Annotated in this window: 15 protein-coding genes; 5 read left to right on the plus strand and 10 right to left on the minus strand. The window is 38.9% G+C overall.

The window, feature by feature from the left end; translation table 11 throughout:
• Positions 1-922: 922 nt before the first annotated feature.
• The 10 genes from ACQ5H4_RS23100 to ACQ5H4_RS23145 form a co-directional block, all read right to left on the minus strand.
• The gene (locus tag ACQ5H4_RS23100) at positions 923-1,747 is read right to left on the minus strand and encodes an aldo/keto reductase (protein WP_430777195.1); all 825 of its coding nucleotides are present in this window, start codon (positions 1,745-1,747) and stop codon (positions 923-925) included.
• Positions 1,748-1,945: 198 nt separating this feature from the next.
• A complete protein-coding gene (nhaC, locus tag ACQ5H4_RS23105; protein ID WP_430777197.1) occupies positions 1,946-3,379 on the minus strand; it encodes a Na+/H+ antiporter NhaC in 1,434 nt (477 codons plus the stop codon).
• Between the two features lie 204 nt (positions 3,380-3,583).
• On the minus strand, positions 3,584-5,005 hold the full coding sequence (locus ACQ5H4_RS23110; protein WP_430777210.1) for an NAD-dependent succinate-semialdehyde dehydrogenase: 1,422 nt from the start codon (positions 5,003-5,005) through the stop codon (positions 3,584-3,586).
• 57 nt (positions 5,006-5,062) lie between these two features.
• Positions 5,063-6,412 (minus strand): 4-aminobutyrate--2-oxoglutarate transaminase, encoded by a 1,350-nt coding sequence (gene gabT / locus ACQ5H4_RS23115; RefSeq protein WP_430777198.1) that lies wholly within the window; start codon positions 6,410-6,412, stop codon positions 5,063-5,065.
• Positions 6,413-6,473: 61 nt separating this feature from the next.
• Entirely contained in the window at positions 6,474-7,844 is a 1,371-nt protein-coding gene (locus ACQ5H4_RS23120; protein WP_430777199.1) for a putrescine aminotransferase, read from the minus strand.
• 21 nt (positions 7,845-7,865) lie between these two features.
• Positions 7,866-9,338 carry an aldehyde dehydrogenase family protein gene (locus tag ACQ5H4_RS23125; RefSeq protein WP_430777200.1) on the minus strand — a complete coding sequence of 491 codons (1,473 nt, stop codon included), beginning with the start codon at positions 9,336-9,338 and terminating at the stop codon, positions 7,866-7,868.
• A 171-nt stretch (positions 9,339-9,509) separates the two neighbouring features.
• Entirely contained in the window at positions 9,510-11,639 is a 2,130-nt protein-coding gene (locus ACQ5H4_RS23130) for a sigma-54 interaction domain-containing protein (RefSeq protein ID WP_430777201.1), read from the minus strand.
• 110 nt (positions 11,640-11,749) lie between these two features.
• Positions 11,750-11,998, minus strand: coding sequence for a biotin/lipoyl attachment domain-containing protein (locus tag ACQ5H4_RS23135; protein ID WP_430777203.1), 249 nt, complete (start codon positions 11,996-11,998; stop codon positions 11,750-11,752).
• A gap of 15 nt (positions 11,999-12,013) precedes the next feature.
• The gene (locus tag ACQ5H4_RS23140) at positions 12,014-12,301 is read right to left on the minus strand and encodes an SAV0927 family protein (RefSeq protein ID WP_430777204.1); all 288 of its coding nucleotides are present in this window, start codon (positions 12,299-12,301) and stop codon (positions 12,014-12,016) included.
• Between the two features lie 15 nt (positions 12,302-12,316).
• A complete protein-coding gene (locus ACQ5H4_RS23145) occupies positions 12,317-13,615 on the minus strand; it encodes a Glu/Leu/Phe/Val family dehydrogenase (RefSeq protein WP_430777205.1) in 1,299 nt (432 codons plus the stop codon).
• A 329-nt stretch (positions 13,616-13,944) separates the two neighbouring features.
• On the opposite strand from ACQ5H4_RS23145, the gene ACQ5H4_RS23150 reads away from it, so the two are divergent.
• From ACQ5H4_RS23150 to ACQ5H4_RS23170, 5 genes are all read left to right on the plus strand, one after another.
• A complete protein-coding gene (locus ACQ5H4_RS23150) occupies positions 13,945-15,999 on the plus strand; it encodes a bifunctional diguanylate cyclase/phosphodiesterase (protein ID WP_430777206.1) in 2,055 nt (684 codons plus the stop codon).
• A gap of 126 nt (positions 16,000-16,125) precedes the next feature.
• Complete coding sequence (scfA, locus tag ACQ5H4_RS23155; protein ID WP_119709914.1) at positions 16,126-16,275, plus strand: six-cysteine ranthipeptide SCIFF; 150 nt, start codon at positions 16,126-16,128, stop codon at positions 16,273-16,275.
• A gap of 65 nt (positions 16,276-16,340) precedes the next feature.
• Entirely contained in the window at positions 16,341-17,726 is a 1,386-nt protein-coding gene (gene scfB, locus ACQ5H4_RS23160) for a thioether cross-link-forming SCIFF peptide maturase (protein WP_430777207.1), read from the plus strand.
• A gap of 138 nt (positions 17,727-17,864) precedes the next feature.
• Entirely contained in the window at positions 17,865-18,041 is a 177-nt protein-coding gene (locus tag ACQ5H4_RS23165) for a DUF3896 family protein (RefSeq protein WP_430777208.1), read from the plus strand.
• Positions 18,042-18,164: 123 nt separating this feature from the next.
• A complete protein-coding gene (locus tag ACQ5H4_RS23170) occupies positions 18,165-18,671 on the plus strand; it encodes an undecaprenyl-diphosphatase (protein ID WP_430777209.1) in 507 nt (168 codons plus the stop codon).
• Positions 18,672-18,785 lie beyond the last annotated feature (114 nt).

Genomic DNA, 18,785 nt, shown 5'->3' on the forward strand with positions numbered 1-18,785 from the left:
CTCTCCAATAAAGAGTAAGATTAGCTCTTAAAGTTTAAAACTTAGTTAAAACGTTGACGTTTGTTGTTGTCTTGTTCAGTTTTCAAGGTTCAATTAAGCACTTTATTATCTTACTATATCATTTCACCGTTGTCAACTTCTACGAAAAAACTTTTTTAATCGTTATTTCCAAGTCGTTGTTGTCGGCTACATGTATTACTATATCATCTCGATTCGCAGAAGTCAACTTCTGTTTTTAAATTATTTCTTTAAAAATCCTCATTAATCATAATACCTTAATGCGGACGGATTTTCATTTTATAGTACACCTATAAATAATGCAATATTTTTTTATAAATAAAAACGAATGCTCCTTTAGATCTTAATTGGTATATGGAAAAGTGAAACTCTTGTCTTTAATCGAGTGGGCAGCAAAAGAAAATAAGCGGAGTTTTTCCGGTTAGATGCAGGATGAAGTCCGTTTCGGGGGTAAATAAGGGGAGATTTTCCGTCTATGGATAGCAAAACTCCCCTTATTTACGTTTTTCAAGTCAATAGTCGGAATTCCTCCGTCTATTTGAGCTATTTTTTATCGTATTTACTAATTAAGCGGAATTTTTCCGTCTATGTATCAGCTTGGGTGGCATAACCTGCTGCCCCAACAGATAAGTGCCGGACCCTTTTGATTCCTATACGTGGGAATCAAAAGCTTTTTATCGACTTGCTTATAAAATAAATTGGCACTGCAAATGACAGAAGTTTTGACCCTCTATTTTAATTGTACAATACATATTGTCCATCATAATAATGATGGACAATCGCTAAGGCAAAGTTAATGGAATGTCATAGAAACCTTGATAAATAAAGAAAAGACATATGCCAAGCATACGTCTTTTCTTGAGTCTTTTTAAGATTTATCCTTTAGAATAGTCGTTACCTGTTCTTATCTCTTGTTAAACTCGTTTGGATTTGGACCTTTGCGTCGGTTGCGATTGATTCCATTGATTTGATCCATTTCCTGTGAAGAAAGTTCAAAATCAAATACATCAATGTTTTCTTGAATTCTAGATGGTGTAACTGACTTTGGTATAACAATTGAATTATTTTGTAGATGCCATCTTAAAACAACTTGAGCAGGCGTTTTTCTATGTGATTCAGCTAGTTTAATAATCACATCATCTTGTAGCACTTCTCCACCTTGATCAAGGGGGCTCCATGCTTCTACAAAGATATCATGCTTAGCGCAAAACTCTTTCAACTCGTTTTGTGCTAAATATGGATGACATTCGATTTGATTTAGGACTGGCTTAACTTCACATTCGTTAAGAAGTCTCTCTAAATGCTCAATTTCAAAGTTACATACACCAATGGCTTTTACTTTGCCATCATGATATAGCTTTTCCATCGCCTTAAACGTTTCAACATATGTATCGTACTCCGGTGTTGGCCAGTGAATTAAGTATAAATCAACATAATCAAGACCTAATTTTTTTAGACTTAAATCAAAAGCTTGTATGGTGCTATCGTAACCTTGGTCACTATTCCAAACCTTCGTTGTAATGAATAATTCTTCGCGAGGTACGTTGGATTCTTTAATCGCTTTTCCTACACCCTCTTCGTTTCCATAGATCATAGCTGTATCGATGGAACGGTAACCCGCTTCAATAGCCGCAGTTACAGCAGCTGTAGCCTCATCATCTTTTACTTGCCAGACACCGAAACCTAGCTGTGGCATTTTTAATCCATTGTTCAACGTTACAAAGTTCATATTCATTCTCCTTTTTCGAAAGATTTACTTGATAACCTTGGAAGAAATTGTTTTCATGGTTAATTTTAATAAAGATAGTCTTAAATGAAAAGTTAAACGCTTCCGGATAATAGTTTTATCTTACCGTACCTTTTTATCCACTTTATTCGAACGCTCTCAAAGAGAAAAACTGTAGACAGTCATCTACAGTTTTCTTCATTATAACATTGCACTTACTTCATTATTTTCTGAAACCTGCTCTTCCATTTTATTTTCATTAGGTAGTTTCTCTATTTTAAATCCTGTATACGCATAAATAATCGCTACAATGGGGCTGATAATACAAAGCAATGCATACGGTGCATATTGAAAGGTAGATACTCCAAGAGTGGCGGTCATAAATGCACCACATGTATTCCAAGGAACAAGTGGTGAGGTCATTGTCCCCGCATCTTCTAACGTTCGTGATAAGTTCTTTGGATGGAGTCCACGCTTACGATAGGCAGTTAAGTACATTCTTCCAGGCAGTAGAATGGATAAGTACTGATCACAGGCGACGATGTTAGCTGTAATACAAGTTGCTACCGTTGTTGTTATTAAACTGCCTGTTGATTTCGCCATTTTTAATAGGCTTGTCACAATCGTATTCATGATTCCACTCGTTTCTAAAATTCCCCCGAAACTCATCGCAATCATAACAAGTGATACGGTGTACATCATCGCTTCCGTTCCACCATTGTTAAGCAAATTATCCAATACTTCATTTCCAGTCTCCATTTCAAAGCCGTATACCATAATGGATAAAACACTGCCGATTGTTTCTCCCTGAACTACGATGGCTACGATCCCCCCTAGAATCGATCCTATCACAAGTCCGGGAATTGCCGGTGTTTTCATAGCAATGATCCCAAGAACAATAACTGGAATAAGAAGTAACCACGGACTGATAATGAAAATATCCGCTAACTCTTGTTGAAGTGTAGCAATGTCACTCACACCAGATCCTTTACCTTTGAACGTAAGGCCGATGAAAAAATAAATGACAACTGACAGAACAAGGGCTGGTATCGTTGTATAGAGCATATGACGAATATGGTCAAATAGTTGAACACCTGTGATTCCAGGTGCCATATTCGTTGTTTCTGACAAAGGAGAAATTTTATCTCCAAAGTAGCATCCAGAAATGACAGCCCCAGCCACCATAGCAGGATTTATTCCTAATCCAATTCCCACTCCCATAATGGCAATCCCTATTGTACCAGCTGCTGTCCATGCATTCCCCGAAGCAATTGCTACTACGCTACAAATGATGGCAGCCGCAGGAAGGAAATAGGTGGGAGATAAGATATCTAATCCATAATAAATCATGGTCGGAACAATTCCGCCTGCTAACCATGTTCCAATAATCGTACCAATAATCATTAAAATAAGTAACGCTTGTAGTGCCAGAGAGACAGCCTTGATAATCCCTTGTTCAAGCTCTCGCCAAGTATATCCTAAATAAATGGATACGACTGATGCCACTGTGGCGCTGAGCAGGAGCGGAATATGAGGATCTGCATCAAACATGAAAATTCCTGTAAATAAAAATACAATCATGGCTCCGATCGGGATCAAAGCAACTGCTAATGAAGGCTGTTTCTTTTCTTTCATTATCATCCCTCTTTCAATAATAAATAGATTCCTATTTTCTTATTGCAAATTCCGTGCCAGATTTAATATTCTTAATTTTCTGTAATCCTATTACTTTTTCCTGCATGATAAGAAATCAGTTCTGCATAATCCATTCAATTTTGCATAATTTTTTTAAGCATGAAAAAACCTGGTTTCAAATAGAACCAGGTTTTCAATCATGTTTTATATATTTAGTCCAATCGAAATATATTTTACTTCTAGAAACTCTTCTAGTCCGTGATGGCCTCCTTCTCGACCTAAACCACTTTCTTTATATCCTCCAAACGGTGCTTGCGCTGTTGATGGTAGGCCATCATTTAAGCCGATGATTCCATATTCAAGTTCTTCACTTATTCGGAAGGCACGGCTTAAATTTTCAGTAAACACATAAGCAGCTAAGCCGTAGACGGTATTATTAGCTCTCGCAATCACTTCTTCTTCTGTTTGAAAAGTAGCAATCGCGGCAAGCGGTCCAAAGATTTCTTCTTCCACACACATCATTTGGTCATTCACATTTGTAAGGATTGTAGGTGGAAAGAAAAACCCTTCTTTCCGCTCTATCTTCTCTCCTTGATACACAATCTTTCCGCCTTTATGAATCGCATCGTCAAGGATTTCATTTACTTTATTTACAGCTGGTTGGTCAATAAGTGGTCCAATATCAATTCCGTCTTCCATACCGTTACCGATTTTGAGCTTGCTTAGTTCCTTTTTAAAAAGCTCGACAAATGGCTCGAGAATTCTTTCTTGAACGTAAATACGATTCGTACAAATACATGTTTGACCGGCATTACGAAACTTTGAGGCCAGTAGTCCCTTGGCTGCTTTTTCTAAGTCTGCATCGTCCATGACAATAAAAGGTGCATTTCCTCCTAATTCTAACGAAATCTTCTTCACCGTATCAGCAGCGCCTCTCATAAGTACCTTTCCCACTTCAGTGGAACCCGTAAAGGTAAGCTTACGAACACGTGAATCCTTTAACCAAGCATCGCCAATTTCTTTTGATTTGCCGGTTACTATGTTAAATACACCAGCTGGAATGCCTGCTTTTTCTGCTAACTCTGCTAGTTTCAGAGCAGTTAGAGGTGTTTGCTGAGCTGGTTTTACCACCACCGTACAGCCAGCAGCTAGAGCGGGGGCTACCTTTCTCGTAATCATGGCAGCTGGAAAATTCCATGGAGTAATCGCTGCAACAACCCCAACTGGTTCTTTTCTAATTATAATCCGCTTATTTGGATGTGTAGCCGGAATGGTTTCACCATAGATTCTCTTTCCTTCTTCCGCATACCAAGAGAGAAAACTATTGGCATAATTCACTTCTCCGATTGCCTCATGGACGGGCTTTCCTTGCTCCATCGTCATCACTGTACCAATTTCGACTTTATGCTCATCAATAAGGTGGAACCATTTCATGAGCAGCTGACTGCGTTCGTCTGCCGTTTTTTTGGACCAAGTTTTAAACGCTAGATGGGCGGCATCTACAGCAGCCTTCGCTTCTAACATTCCTCCATTCGGAATCATCCCGATCACTTCATTGGTTGCAGGGTTCATAACATTAATGAATGCCTCGCACTCGTCACCGATCCATTGACCATTAATATACATTTTGTATAACTGCTTTTTTTGAAAAGCGATATTCGAACTCATTGGCTAACCCTCTCTTTATATATATTGGGGAGATAAAACGGCTTCTAAAGATTCTTCTAAGATCAATAATCCTTCATGAAGTTGATCATCAGAAATCGTTAAAGGCATTAATAGTCTAATCACATTGCCAAATATCCCTGCGCTAAGTAAAAGCAATCCTCTATTGGTGGCCTCTCGAATAATACTACCAACTACCTCCTTATCTGGCTGTTTAGAAGTCTTATCCTTTACAATTTCAAACGCACACATCGCCCCTAATCCACGGATACCATCCACCTGCTCAAATTGATCGGACCATTGTTGAAACTTGTGCATTACTAATCTACCAATCTGTTCCGCTCTTGCATTTAATTGTTCTTCTTCTATAATATCTAGAACAGCAAGAGCAGCTTGACATCCAAGTGGACTCCCCGCATACGTTCCACCAATTTCTCCTGGCTGACTTACATTCATAATCTCTTCTCGGCCAATCACTCCACTGATCGGAACACCAGCTGCCATAGACTTTGAGAGTGTTAAAAGATCTGGCTCTATCCCAAAATGTTCAATGGCAAAGTAACGGCCCGTTCGTCCAAAGCCGGTTTGAATTTCATCTGCAATAAATAATATTCCGTGTTCTTTACAAATAGTATAAACACGCTGTACAAATTCCCGATTGGGAATGATAAAGCCTCCTTCTCCTTGCACTGGCTCCATGACTACTGCCGAAATCGTTTCTGGAGCGACCTCCGCAAGAAGGAATTGCTCAAACTGCTGGATCATGTATTCAGAATACTGATCTGCATTCATTTCATTTGGCTTTCGATATTCATATGGATACGGAGCTTTATATACCTCAGGAGCAAATGGTCCAAATCCATATTTATAAGGCTTCACTTTGCTTGTCATCGTCATCGTCATTAACGTTCGACCATGAAAGCCTCTCGTAAACGACACAATCCCTTGTCTTTTCGTGTATTTTCTAGCCATCTTCACTGCATTTTCAACCGCTTCTGCCCCACTGTTAAAAAAGGCCGCTTGTTTTGGAAAATTGCCTGGAGCGAGCTTTGTTAATCTTTCCGCCAACTTAATATAAGATTCATACATCATCACATTAAATCCCGTATGAACAAAATGCCCTGCCTGGTCCTTTATTGCCTGAACAACCTTTGGGTGGGAATGGCCAACATTGATCGTTCCTATAGCACCTGCAAAATCGATAAATATATTGCCATCAATATCCTCCACTAAGGCTCCCTCTGCCTTATGAACAAATGCAGCACAATTATTACTAATTCCTTGTGGAACGATTTTTTTCCTTCTATCTAATAATTCCTTTGATCGCGGTCCAGGGATGGACGTTTTGATTTGAACAAATTGTTTCATGGATCCGACACCTTCCTTAATGGAAAAAGGAGGCTCCCCTCCTTTTTCATGTCTAAATTTTTTAACCTATGTTTTGTAGAACCTCTTTAAAGGTTTGTATAACTGTATTTACTTCGTCGTATTTAATCGTAAGTGGAGGCTCAATTCGAATGGTTTTTGAGTTTACTAGAGTCCCAGCAACAAGAATTCCTCGTTCAAACATGCCTTTCGAGACTTCCCAGCCAATTTCATCACGTTCAAATTCGATTCCGATCATCAAGCCTTGGCCTCGGATTTCCATGACAAGCTCTTCATGACCTTCCGCAGCTTCTTTTAATCCTTGTAAGAAATATTCTCCTACTTCTGCAGCACGAGCTGGTAAGTTCTCTTCTAACAGAACGTCGATCGTTGCAATGGCAGCCGCGCATGCAAGTGGGTTTCCACCAAACGTAGTTGTATGCATGAACGGATTATCAAACCAGCTTTTAAACACCTTTTCTTTTGCGACGATGGCACCTGCTGGCATCACACCGCCACCGAAGGCTTTGGCAAGACAAAGAATATCAGGAACCACTTGATACAAGTCTGATGCGAACATTTTACCTGTACGCCCCATACCCGTTTGTACTTCATCAAAGATCAGTAATGCATCATATTGGTCGCATAGCTCTCGAACTTGTTGGAGGTAACCTTCAGGTGGAAGAATGATACCACCTTCTCCTTGAATCGGCTCTAACAGCACCGCTGCTACATCTTCTCCAACGAGTGCGCATGTCTCAAACGTTTTACTCATCATATCGATGTCGCCAAAGGGTACATGGCGAAATCCTGGAATCAATGGTAAAAACGGCTTTCGGAACACTCCTTTGGCTGTTCCTGAAAGCGAGCCAAGACTTTTCCCATGGAAAGCGCGAGTAGTAGAAATAAAAGTGGTTCTGTCGCTATACATTTTGGCAAGCTTTAGTGCTGCCTCCACACTTTCCGTTCCACTATTGGTAAAAAAAGAATATTTTAAATCCCCGGGTGTAATATCTGCTAAGATTTTCGCTAACATCGCACGTAGTGGATCTAGTAGGTCTTGGCTGTGCAGTGCTTGACGCTTTAACTGATCGCTAACCGCCTTCACGACTTTTTCATTACGATGACCGACATTGTAAATACCAAAACCACCAAGACAGTCAATGTATTCCTTACCATTTACATCCTTAAAACAGGAATCTTTATCTGACCATTCAACCGCTGCCGATAGTCCTCCTTCTGTAACGGTTTTTCGATAATCAAGGAATCCCGGATTCACATGATCACGGAAATGCTGGATCGTTTCCTTCGAAATCCAGTTGGCCTCCGCCTCCGTAATCTCCTCCTTTTCTATCATTTCTAACACCTGTTTAATGTACTGCTGAACGTTCCTTTCCTTTACTTCCTCTTGTTTTCTCTCAATATTTGTACTCATATGATCTCTCCTATTTACGTTTTATTTTGAAAACCAACCGATTGGTTCGACTTGTAAATTTACATTTATCTGCTTAATCTCTTGGAATGTTTCAAGACCATACGTTCCAAGTGCGCGTCCAAAACCACTTTGCTTGTATCCACCCCATGGAGCTTCGTTGTACGTATTATGGAAGGTGTTTATCCATGTAATTCCAGCTCGTATTTGTTTTACAACCCGAAGTGCCTTTGCTCCATCCTTCGTAAAAACAGCTCCAGCTAATCCATATTGAGTTCCATTCGCTAACGCAATGGCTTCCTTCTCATCTTTAAATTTTTCGATCACAACGACTGGACCAAAGATTTCCTCCTGAACAATTCTCATACTTAAGTTTGCATCAACAAAGACAGTGGGCTCTACGAAGTATCCGTCCTGCAAACCATCTTTTTCGACCCGCTTGCCCCCACAAACCAACCGAGCTCCTTCATTCTTTCCAATCTCTATATAAGAGAGAACTCTTTCCAAATGCTCTTTGCTTACTAAAGGACCCATTTCTACCTCTGAATCATTCCCTGGTCCCACCTTGATTTGATTCGCGCGTTCAACAAAGCGAGAAACAAATTTCTCGTAGATCTCTTCTTCTACTAAAATACGAGAGCCCGCTGCACAAATTTGCCCTGATCCTGCGAAAATACCAAACAATGCGTAATCGACCGCTGTTTCAAAGTCAGCATCAGCAAACACAATATTTGGTGATTTTCCACCAAGCTCCAACGATAATTTCTTAAGGCTATCTGCTGCTACCTTCATAATTTGTTTCCCTGTCTTTGTACCACCTGTAAAAGATACAAGGTCAACGTCTTTGCTCTCTGCTATAGCATTCCCAACCACATCACCAGATCCCATCACCATATTGACAACGCCTTTTGGCAGACCTACCTCTTCAAAAATTTCAAATAATCTTGTGGGAGTTACTGGAGTCACTTCGGACGGTTTATAAACAACCGAATTTCCTGCAGCAAGTGCAGGCGCTAGTTTCCAAACACTTAATAATAAAGGATAATTCCACGGAACGATTAACCCACAAACCCCAACTGGTTCACGAACGACAATCCCTTGAACCGGATCGGAGACCGGGTACGTTTCACCATAAGGCTTTGTAATTAAGCCCGCATAATAACGGAAGCATGCAGCGGCATCCGCTACATCAAAGCTAGCTTCCCTTAATGGTTTTCCATTGTCTAATGTTTCTAGTTCCGCTAACTCCTCTCCTCGCTCCTCAATTTTTTCTGCAATTTTAAATAAGTAAGCCGCTCGTTCAGCTGGAGGAGTTTGTGACCAAATCCCGCTTTCAAAGGTGGACTTTGCAATCTGAATGGCTTCATTAACATCCTCGATTGTTCCTTCGGTTGCTTGTGCAATTACTTCCCCAGTTGCTGGATTAAAAATGTCACGTGTTTCTTTATTTTGTGATTCTCTCCATTCGCCATTGATATACATCCTTAATGCATGCATGTTAATCAATCCTCCTTTTTTATAAGTAATGCAAGAACCGTGCCAACACTTATCACTTTGTTTGCAAGGAACGAATAAAAAAAGTTATGCAATTTTGCATAACCCTAGTTAATTTTGCATAATTTCCTTTTCTACAAAAAATGGTACAGACATTTGTCTGCACCACCTGATTTAAAAGGAGACTCCTCCATATTTGGTTTGTCTATCATTCATGATTTTTTGATACTTTCTACTAACAGAGGACTGGCTAATCCCGAGTGCTTTTGCTGCCTTTGTCGTCGTTTTATATTGCTTCATTGCCAGCAGTATTAATTGCTCCTCAATATAATCTTGTGCTTCCTGAAGCGGCATGACATTCTTGAATACTGGTTTCTCTTTATTAAAATGACTAGTAAAAGATAAAAATTGTTTCACAAAATCAGCATCCAGAGCTGGGTGATCAGCGGACACCGCTAATCGTTCAATCATATTTTGAAGCTCACGAATATTTCCTGGCCATGAGTACACCTCAAGTAAATTCAATGCATCTGGTGTAAAATGATAGTTTTTATTATATTTTTCATTTAGTCTTTGAAGAAAATGATACGCTAACAGAGGTATATCTTTTGGACGTTCTCGTAAAGATGGGACATGAATAGGAATCACATTCAAACGATAATATAAGTCCTCACGAAAAGTTCCTTCTTGAACCATTTTTTCTAGTTTTTTATTTGTCGCTGCAACAATTTGTACATTGATTGGTATCGGAGTTGTACTTCCAATTGGAACAACTTCTTGTTCCTGTAGAACACGTAACAATTTCACTTGAAGGCTAACAGGCATTTCTCCAATTTCATCTAAAAATAAAATTCCTTTGTCAGCTTTTTGAAAGTAACCCTCTTTCCCATTTTTATCAGCACCTGTAAACGATCCTTTGCTGTACCCAAACAACTCGCTTTCTAATAGATTCTCAGGAATTGCCCCACAATTAAGCTTTAGGAACGGTTGGTTTACGCGGCTTCCACTCTGATGAATGGCCTGAGCAATCAATTCCTTTCCTACACCGGATTCCCCCGTAATGAGAACCGTAGAGGAAAAATGAGAAATCTTCGTCACATGCTCCATAATTTGTTCCATTTTTGGACTACAGTAAATGAGTCGGTTAAAGAAACGATCTTTACTTTTAATCCTTTCAAGCTCCTGCTTATATTGGTCCGATTGCTTCTTCACTTCACGTAATTCAGATTTTAACTTTGTTGTTTCTGTAATATCCCTTGAAGCAATAATGATTCGATCAATATTTCCATTTTCATCAAAAATCGGGTTACCTACCGCTAGAATTCGCTTATTTTTCTTTGTTTCTTGAACGATTGAAACCTTTTTCTTCTGTTCCAATACTAACCGGGTAACTGACGGCGTGAATAGACCTTCACCTTCAAGCTCCAAAAGGTTCTTCCCGGTTAGTTCCTTTAACTCCACTCCCCAAAAATCAGAAAGAAACGTTTCGCTATATCGAAGCAGCTCTCCTTTATGGTTCACTACTAATATTTCATCATAAATCGTTGATAAAATGGCATTTAAGTCTTTATTTAAATTCTTGATATGTTCAATTTCCATGGCCATATCCTCAACCATTGGCAAATCTTGAACGATAATAATAATTCCTTCTACTTCATTATGAAAGTCGAAAATCGGACTATAATCCACTAGAACACCCATTGTATCAGTGATCTGAATTTGATTTAATATCGTTTGACCGGATGCAAACACTTGGTGAATATGACCCCCGTGAAAAATGGAGTCAGCTGGTTTCCCGGAAACATCCTCTGAAGTTAGCTTCGTCATCCGCAGGCCTGACTCATTAAAATTTATTATCTTCTTTTCTCGATCGACAACGAATATTCCCATTGGAATAGAGGTTAAAATCACCTTTAGTAAATCGACACTTCCATGAGGCTCTTGCTTGAATAATAGTGCAAGGACATCCTCCCGTTTGACATAACCGGATGGCTCCCCTTGATCATCAATCACAAGTGCAAATGGTTCGCCGATAATTTGAAAAAGAACAGGAACAGAAATTGTGTTATTTAACTTGGACACGTTGGACATAGGAACTGCTTTCGTTTGTAAAATGTTTGATAGACTGCTAGTTTCGCTCAGAGGAATATCTTTCATTTGAATATAGGAGATGATCTCCTCATCCTTTTTAAGAAAAAGAATGGGCTCATTGTGCTGTTTAAGACATACTGACCATTGTTCTTCATCATCATTTAAATCAATGGAGATGATCGGTCTTATCTTATCTTTTTCTAAAGTAAACAAACGTCCCCCTCCTTCTATCCTTTTCTTTCAATTATATACTGCAAAAATATTAATTTTCAAATTTTCAAATAAGTAAGAAAAAGGAGATGGATTAGCCATCTCCGTACACATTAGTCACTACCCGTTGGAATCAAATCATCTTTAATAAAAGCTAGGACCATGCCAGGTATAATAGAGTCACCTGCTTTTACTTCTATTGAAATGATTTCTCCACTAAGACCAACGCTCACTGTTTCCAGATGTCCATTTTCTGTTCGAATCGTAAATAATTTTTCCCATTCATAAATTCTTGAATGAACCTCAATCGCTACTTCTTCTACCTTCCCACTAACAGAACTCACAACAAATTCGTGATTCATGCCTCTCCCTCCTAATTAATATTGGTCAGACACTCTTTTATGGTTAAGTACCATCTTAAAAAACGCCTGACAGTCCTCGATATCTACATCAACAATTCCTAATCGTTCAGCCCAAAACTCTTCATTTTCAATATCCTCTTGGCACATTAACACCCACTTCCCCGCTTGCATGGAAACGACCATTGCTTTATCAAAAAACTGATGTGAATAAACAATCGTAAAATCATAGCGATGCGAACCAATCGATAAACAATAATAATGGATGGGTTGCGTTTCTCTTTCTTCTAATAACACCTCAACCATTTCCTCGAACCCCTCTCATATTTTGATCCAGCCACGAAGCTGTGACGTTTCTGCTAAAGCCTGTATCCCCACGATATAAGCAGCTACTTTTAAGTTTGTGCGATACTTTTTACTCACTTCGAGGATTTGCTCAAAGCTCATTTCCATTTTTTCTTTTAATTTTTCATCGACCTCTCGCTCTGACCAATAATATCCTTGATTGTTTTGGCACCATTCAAAATAAGAAACAATCACTCCTCCAGAATTCGCTAATATGTCAGGCACCACCAGGATACCTTTTTCCTCAAGTATGTTTATTGCTTCCTTGGTTGTCGGTCCATTCGCTGCTTCGAGTACAATTTGACCTTTAACCTTTTCAGCATTCCGTTTCGTAATTTGACCACCAAGTGCTGCCGGAACAAGGACGTCACAGTCTTTTTCTAGTAATTCTTGATTCGAGATCGTTTTCTTAAATAGATTCGTTACTACACCAAAGGAATCTCGACTATCCATTAAATACGGGATGTCTAAGCCCTTTTCATCATAGATGCCACCAAGCACATCAGAGATCCCGACAATCTTCGCTCCTAACTCATATAAGTACAAGGCCAAATGACTTCCGACATTTCCAAAGCCTTGAATGATAATCTTTAAATCTTTTACGGGAAGCTCCTTTACTTCTAATACCTTTTGGAGCGTATATAGTAATCCTTTTGATGTAGCAGTTTCGCGTCCTTTAGAGCCCCCTAAAGCAACAGGTTTTCCGGTAATAAATCCTGGATTATCAAACTCTCGAATGAAGTTATATTCATCAAGCATCCAAGCCATAATCTGTGAGTTCGTGTATACGTCGGGCGCCGGAATATCCTTCGTTGGTCCAACGATTTGGCTAATCGCTCTCACATAGCCCCGGCTCAACCGTTCCAGCTCTTGTAAGCTCATTGTTCGAGGATCACACACGATTCCCCCTTTTGCGCCTCCATAAGGAAGACCTGTAATTCCACATTTCATACTCATCCAACCAGCTAAGGCTTTCACCTCTTCTGGTGTAACATCTGTATGGAATCGAATGCCACCTTTTGTTGGACCTGTCGCATCATTATGCTGAGCACGAAATCCTCGAAAAAACTTGGTTGTGTGATCATCCATGCGAACAGGGATTTTCACCTCGAGAAAACGCAATGGCTCCTTCAAAAGTTCAAACACTTCATCAGGATAGTTTAAAATATCCATCGCCTCTTTTAAGATCGAGTGAAATTCTATCAAGGGATTGTCTTGAATTCCTTCCATTCTGTCGATCATTTGATTTTTCGACTCCACGATTGAGTCAGCCATCATAACACCTCATTTTTAGGATTTACTTTTGAGAGATGCAAGAGTCGTGCCAAGTCAAGAAGTGGCGAGTAGAAGTCCATTTCCTTTTAACTGATGGATACCTTCCAACTGAACTGCATAGATTATTCGATTCTGCATAATTTCTATCAACAAAAAAAATCCTCTTTAAGAGGATGCAATGGCAAAGCTTTATTAACATACATTGGTTATGCATATCTGCATAAAAAAATTTTTTCCCACCACTTTATAATAATTATAAATTACCGATATAAAGGATACACCATGTCTCTTTGTAACAGAGATAGAACTTCACAACAAAGGAGAACCCCATGTTTACTGTACCAAACTCCGCTTTTATTCTTGATAGTGAGTATAACCTTTCACTTGTCATTTTATCTATATTAATCGCCTGTGGTGCCTCTTATACCGCACTTTCTTTGAATGAGAGAATCCAACAAAATAGCTTCTTTCATCGTTTTATTTGGATTGGCTTAGCTTCCGTAGCCATGGGCTTTGGCATTTGGTCCATGCATTTTATTGGGATGGGTGCAATAAATCTTCCTTTTGATATGCAGTACGACCCTTTTGTAACGATCCTTTCTATCTGTCCTGCCTTAATTGCATCGCTTTTAGCCTTTTATATAGCTAATCGACAGAAAAAGAGTATCTTTACATTTATTATTTCTGGAGTCATTATGGGATTGGGCATATCAACCATGCATTATATGGGCATGGCCGCAATGAAAATGGAGGTTCATCATGCCTATAAGCCTGGAATATTTACTGCCTCCATTGTAATAGCGATGACCGTTTCCTTCGTTGCGCTTTATATTTTCTCTTCATTACAACATTTGATGAACCTTAGAGTGATCAAAATCGTGACAAGTCTGACCATGGGCTTAGCGATTTCTAGTATGCACTATACCGGGATGGCTTCTGTTGTTTTTTATGTAGATGCTGACACTGGGATTCCTACAAACCACTCTCATGAAAGTCATACATGGGTTCTTTTGCTTGCGGTTGCCATCGGAACTGTCGTTTTGCTTATTCTTTCTAGTTTATCGGGAGCATTGGATCGATACGTTGATTACCGAATGAACTTTTTTGATCCATTATCGAAACTTCCTAACCGTCGTCAGTTTGAAAGAACCATTCACCAACTATTACACGCGAATACAGTAGCTATTCTTCATATTCATGATCTTGAAAAATGGAATATTGGATATGGATACAAGTTTGGAGATAGAATTCTTACCGAAGTAAGTCAGTTACTATTGCAATTAAATTCATCTTCTATAGAGGTTTATAGAGTAGAAGGCAACCGCTTTGCTTTCATTTGTAAGGAAGACTCAAATGAAAAACTAAAAATAACATTAGAGAGAGTTTCCTCTATCTTAAAAGTTCCCTTACAATTCGATGACCATGCTGTTCTTGTTAATACCGTCAGTTCCATAGCTGTTAAAGAACACAATGAAACTGCGAGCCAACTTTATGCTAATGCTGTTGCAGTCCTGCATCACCCATCAATTGAATATACTAATCAAATCGTAGAGTATGATCCAAAGATTCATACGTATAATTTTGAACAACGTCTCTTGTCCGATATTGATATGGCCATGGAGAAAGATCATTTATATATTGTATATCAACCAAAAATTAATGCTACTTCACAGGAAATCTCAGGTGTCGAAGCACTCATCCGTTGGAATCACCCTGTTCATGGCTTTCTATCACCTGGTCTGTTTATTCCGGCATTAGAGAAAAGCGGAAAAATGTTCGATGTGACTGATTGGGTCATTGATAAAGTATGTCAGCAGCTTGAACAATGGAATAAAGATGGTCATCCCGTATTACATGTAGCTGTTAATATTCCTGGCACCTATATTACATCTGCACGACTGTTAAAAACTCTTAATCATTGTGTGGAAAAGTATGATATTTTGGCAAAAAATCTCGAACTTGAAATCACAGAAACTAGCGTCGTAAGTGATATTGAGAACGCGATACGAGCAGTAGGAGACATACGAAAACAAGGATTTTCTGTAGCTCTCGATGACTTTGGTACAGGCGTTTCATCATTGTCGTATTTAAAAAGATTACCCATTTCTACGTTAAAAATTGATAAATCCTTTGTAGACGGTGTACCAGAGTCTAAGAAAGAATCTGCGATTATTACCGCCATTGTCTCTCTCTGTCATTCGTTGGACATTGAAACCGTAGTTGAAGGAGTAGAGAATGTAAAACAATTTAACTACTTAACCTCTATGCCCAAAAGTCCAACCATTCAGGGGTTCTATTTTGCCAAACCAATGAAACAGGAAGAATTGATTTCTTGGATGAAGCAGTTCTATTCGCAAAGTGATGGAGTAACTCCTTCTATATAATCTTCTTACAAGGTACCGCGGTTTTTATGATGCAGTACCTTTTTTTATATCTGCTGTGACATAAAGCATAGGGTCATCCCATATGAAAATGATATGCTATCGGTGCATAAAAGGAGGGATTTTAATATGAAGCGGATTATCACGCTTAGCACTCGCAAACTAGTAGATACAGTAAAGCACGGTGGTTGTGGTGCATGTCAAACATCTTGTCAGTCAGCCTGTAAAACTTCTTGTGGAGTGGCTAACCAAAAATGTGAGAACACCTTGAATAGATAGAAATACATATACCGCCCACTACATAAAATGGGGCGGCCATTTTTTTAAGGAGATTAACCATTCATATGATCCATCAATATAAGTTAAACGGGTACAACATTGTCCTTGATACGTACAGCGGCTCTGTCCATGTGGTCGATGAACTTGCCTACGATATCATCGGTCTTTATGAACATGCTTCTTCGGAGAAAATCGTGACAATGATGCTCGAAAAATACCGTACGAATCCAGAGATTACGGAGGTAGAAATACGAGAAACTCTTACAGATATTCAGGAGCTTATCCAACATGGACAGCTATTTACGGAAGATGAGTATAAAGACCTTTCCATTGATTTGAGAAATCGCAAAACCTATGTTAAGGCGCTTTGTTTCAATGTTGCACATACTTGTAATCTTTCCTGTGATTACTGCTTTGCTAGCCAAGGAAAATATAACGGTGACCGAGCTATAATGAGCTTTGATGTTGGAAAAGGAGCCATTGACTTCTTATTAGAAAACTCCGGGCACCATCACAACCTCGATATTGACTTTTTTGGTGGAGAACCACTTATGGCATGGAACGTGGTCAAACAAATCGTTTCATATGCACGCAGCAAAGAGAAGGAATACCATAAGAAATTTCGTTTTACTTTTACAACGAACGGAATGCTTTTAAACGAGGAAGTAACTGAATTTTTAAACGAAGAAATGGATAATGTTGTTCTAAGCCTAGATGGCAGAAAAGAGGTACACGATCGACTTCGTAGAACCGTTAATGGAAAAGGCAGCTATGACCATATCGTTCCTAAATTTCAGCAGTTCATTAAAAATCGTGGAGAAAAAGAATATTATGTTCGGGGAACCTACACACATGACAATGTTGACTTTACCAATGACATTTTTCATATCGCAGACCTTGGCTTTGATAAACTGTCCATGGAACCCGTTATTTGTGACCCAAAGGAGCCTTATGCCCTCACCGAAGAAGATCTTCCCGAAATCTATAACCAATACGAAATTCTTGCGAAGGAAATGATCGCTAGAAACGAAAAGGGAAAAAAATTCACCTTCTACCATTACATGCTGGATTTATCCGAAGGCCCTTGCATTCAAAAAAGAATTTCAGGTTGTGGCTCTGGAACGGAATACTTAGCCATTACACCATGGGGAGAACTCTTCCCTTGTCACCAATTCGTTGGTGATGAGGAATTTAGCATGGGAAACATCTGGGATGGAATTTCAAAACCAGAAATTCAAGCTCAATTTAAAGGTAGCAACTGCTACTCAAAGCTAGAATGCCAGAACTGCTGGGCTAAACTTTATTGTAGCGGTGGTTGCCCGGCTAACTCACTACATGCAACAGGTTCCATTAACGGAACGTTTGAATTCAGCTGCGATATTTTTCGAAAAAGAGTCGAATGCTCGATGATGGTTAAGGTGGCTGAGTCTATTCAAGCAATGGAAATATAGAAATGCAAAGCACCAATTAGCCGAGTATTATCCTAAATGTTCACTTATTTGAAATGAAATCTGCACCGATCTTTCATTTATCTCTTGTAATATAGAGATGTAAGGATAATCTTGGAGCAGAAAGAAAGGGTGTTTGTAATGAATTATGATGAAATCAAACACGACATCACTTTGAAAATTGAGGGGTTAAAAAGAAGATTAGATGACCCGGATTTAACACCTTCCGAATCGGAAATGATTCAAAATATGATTGACAACTACCAGTATATTTCAGAGCTTGCGGAAATGAATCATTATCATAGAGGATTGCTATAGTATATCTTTACAAGGACTTGCGTCTCTAGTCCTTGTATTTTTTTATAGAAAAAGCTGTTTCCACATATTTCTTACATAGTAGGGGCATTTTATTACCTATTAATTGTGTAAGGAGAACTTAAAGTGAACGAAAAATTATTCAAGTTAATTAATCAATACTCAGGTCGTTTTTCTCTCTTGGATTTTTTTATGATATTTGTATCGAATAAAACTCGTTATATCTTTGTCTTTGTGTTAATTTTTATGTGGTTTAAAAATGGATCTTACAGAAAAGCCAGTTATAAAGCGGGCATTTCTGTTGGGACTACGTTACTTATCCATACTTTGATTAAGCTGTTTTATTTCAAACCAAGACCATTTGTGAAACGGCGAGTTGGAATTCTTATTCCTTCAAAAAGAGACTCAACCTTTCCAAGTAAACATACCTTACTTGTTTTTGCTATCTCTACTTCTATTTATCTTTATAACCGTGTAATAGGTTCCGTGTTGTGGGTTATAGCTTTTTTAACAGGACTCTCCCGTATTTGGGTAGGACACCATTATCCATATGATATTTTAGGTAGCGCCACTATCGCAACCATAACAAGTATGGTTATAGATAAGACCACAAGGGGGAATTTTGCTCGTTAAATAGAAGCTCTGAAATAAAAACCACCCGTGAGAACGGGTGGTTTTCTCTGCGGCTAAAAGCCTTTGTTACTGACCAAACCCTAAAGGGCTACTGAAGGGTTCGCCAAGTGTACT

Source organism: Bacillus coreaensis (assembly GCF_050586445.1).
Classification (GTDB): Bacteria; Bacillota; Bacilli; order Bacillales; family Cytobacillaceae; genus Robertmurraya_A; species Robertmurraya_A coreaensis.

Excerpts from the sequence above, each read along its gene's own strand:
- ACQ5H4_RS23110 (WP_430777210.1), bottom strand. The coding sequence starts at position 5,005 with ATGTATATTAATGGTCAATGGATCGGTGACGAGTGCGAGGCATTCATT.
- ACQ5H4_RS23100 (WP_430777195.1), bottom strand. The coding sequence starts at position 1,747 with ATGAACTTTGTAACGTTGAACAATGGATTAAAAATGCCACAGCTAGGT.
- ACQ5H4_RS23125 (WP_430777200.1), bottom strand. The coding sequence starts at position 9,338 with ATGCATGCATTAAGGATGTATATCAATGGCGAATGGAGAGAATCACAA.
- ACQ5H4_RS23150 (WP_430777206.1), top strand. The coding sequence starts at position 13,945 with ATGTTTACTGTACCAAACTCCGCTTTTATTCTTGATAGTGAGTATAAC.
- ACQ5H4_RS23135 (WP_430777203.1), bottom strand. The coding sequence starts at position 11,998 with ATGAATCACGAATTTGTTGTGAGTTCTGTTAGTGGGAAGGTAGAAGAA.
- scfA (WP_119709914.1), top strand. The coding sequence starts at position 16,126 with ATGAAGCGGATTATCACGCTTAGCACTCGCAAACTAGTAGATACAGTA.
- ACQ5H4_RS23165 (WP_430777208.1), top strand. The coding sequence starts at position 17,865 with ATGAATTATGATGAAATCAAACACGACATCACTTTGAAAATTGAGGGG.
- nhaC (WP_430777197.1), bottom strand. The coding sequence starts at position 3,379 with ATGAAAGAAAAGAAACAGCCTTCATTAGCAGTTGCTTTGATCCCGATC.
- ACQ5H4_RS23120 (WP_430777199.1), bottom strand. The coding sequence starts at position 7,844 with ATGAGTACAAATATTGAGAGAAAACAAGAGGAAGTAAAGGAAAGGAAC.
- ACQ5H4_RS23140 (WP_430777204.1), bottom strand. The coding sequence starts at position 12,301 with ATGGTTGAGGTGTTATTAGAAGAAAGAGAAACGCAACCCATCCATTAT.
- ACQ5H4_RS23145 (WP_430777205.1), bottom strand. The coding sequence starts at position 13,615 with ATGGCTGACTCAATCGTGGAGTCGAAAAATCAAATGATCGACAGAATG.
- scfB (WP_430777207.1), top strand. The coding sequence starts at position 16,341 with ATGATCCATCAATATAAGTTAAACGGGTACAACATTGTCCTTGATACG.
- gabT (WP_430777198.1), bottom strand. The coding sequence starts at position 6,412 with ATGAAACAATTTGTTCAAATCAAAACGTCCATCCCTGGACCGCGATCA.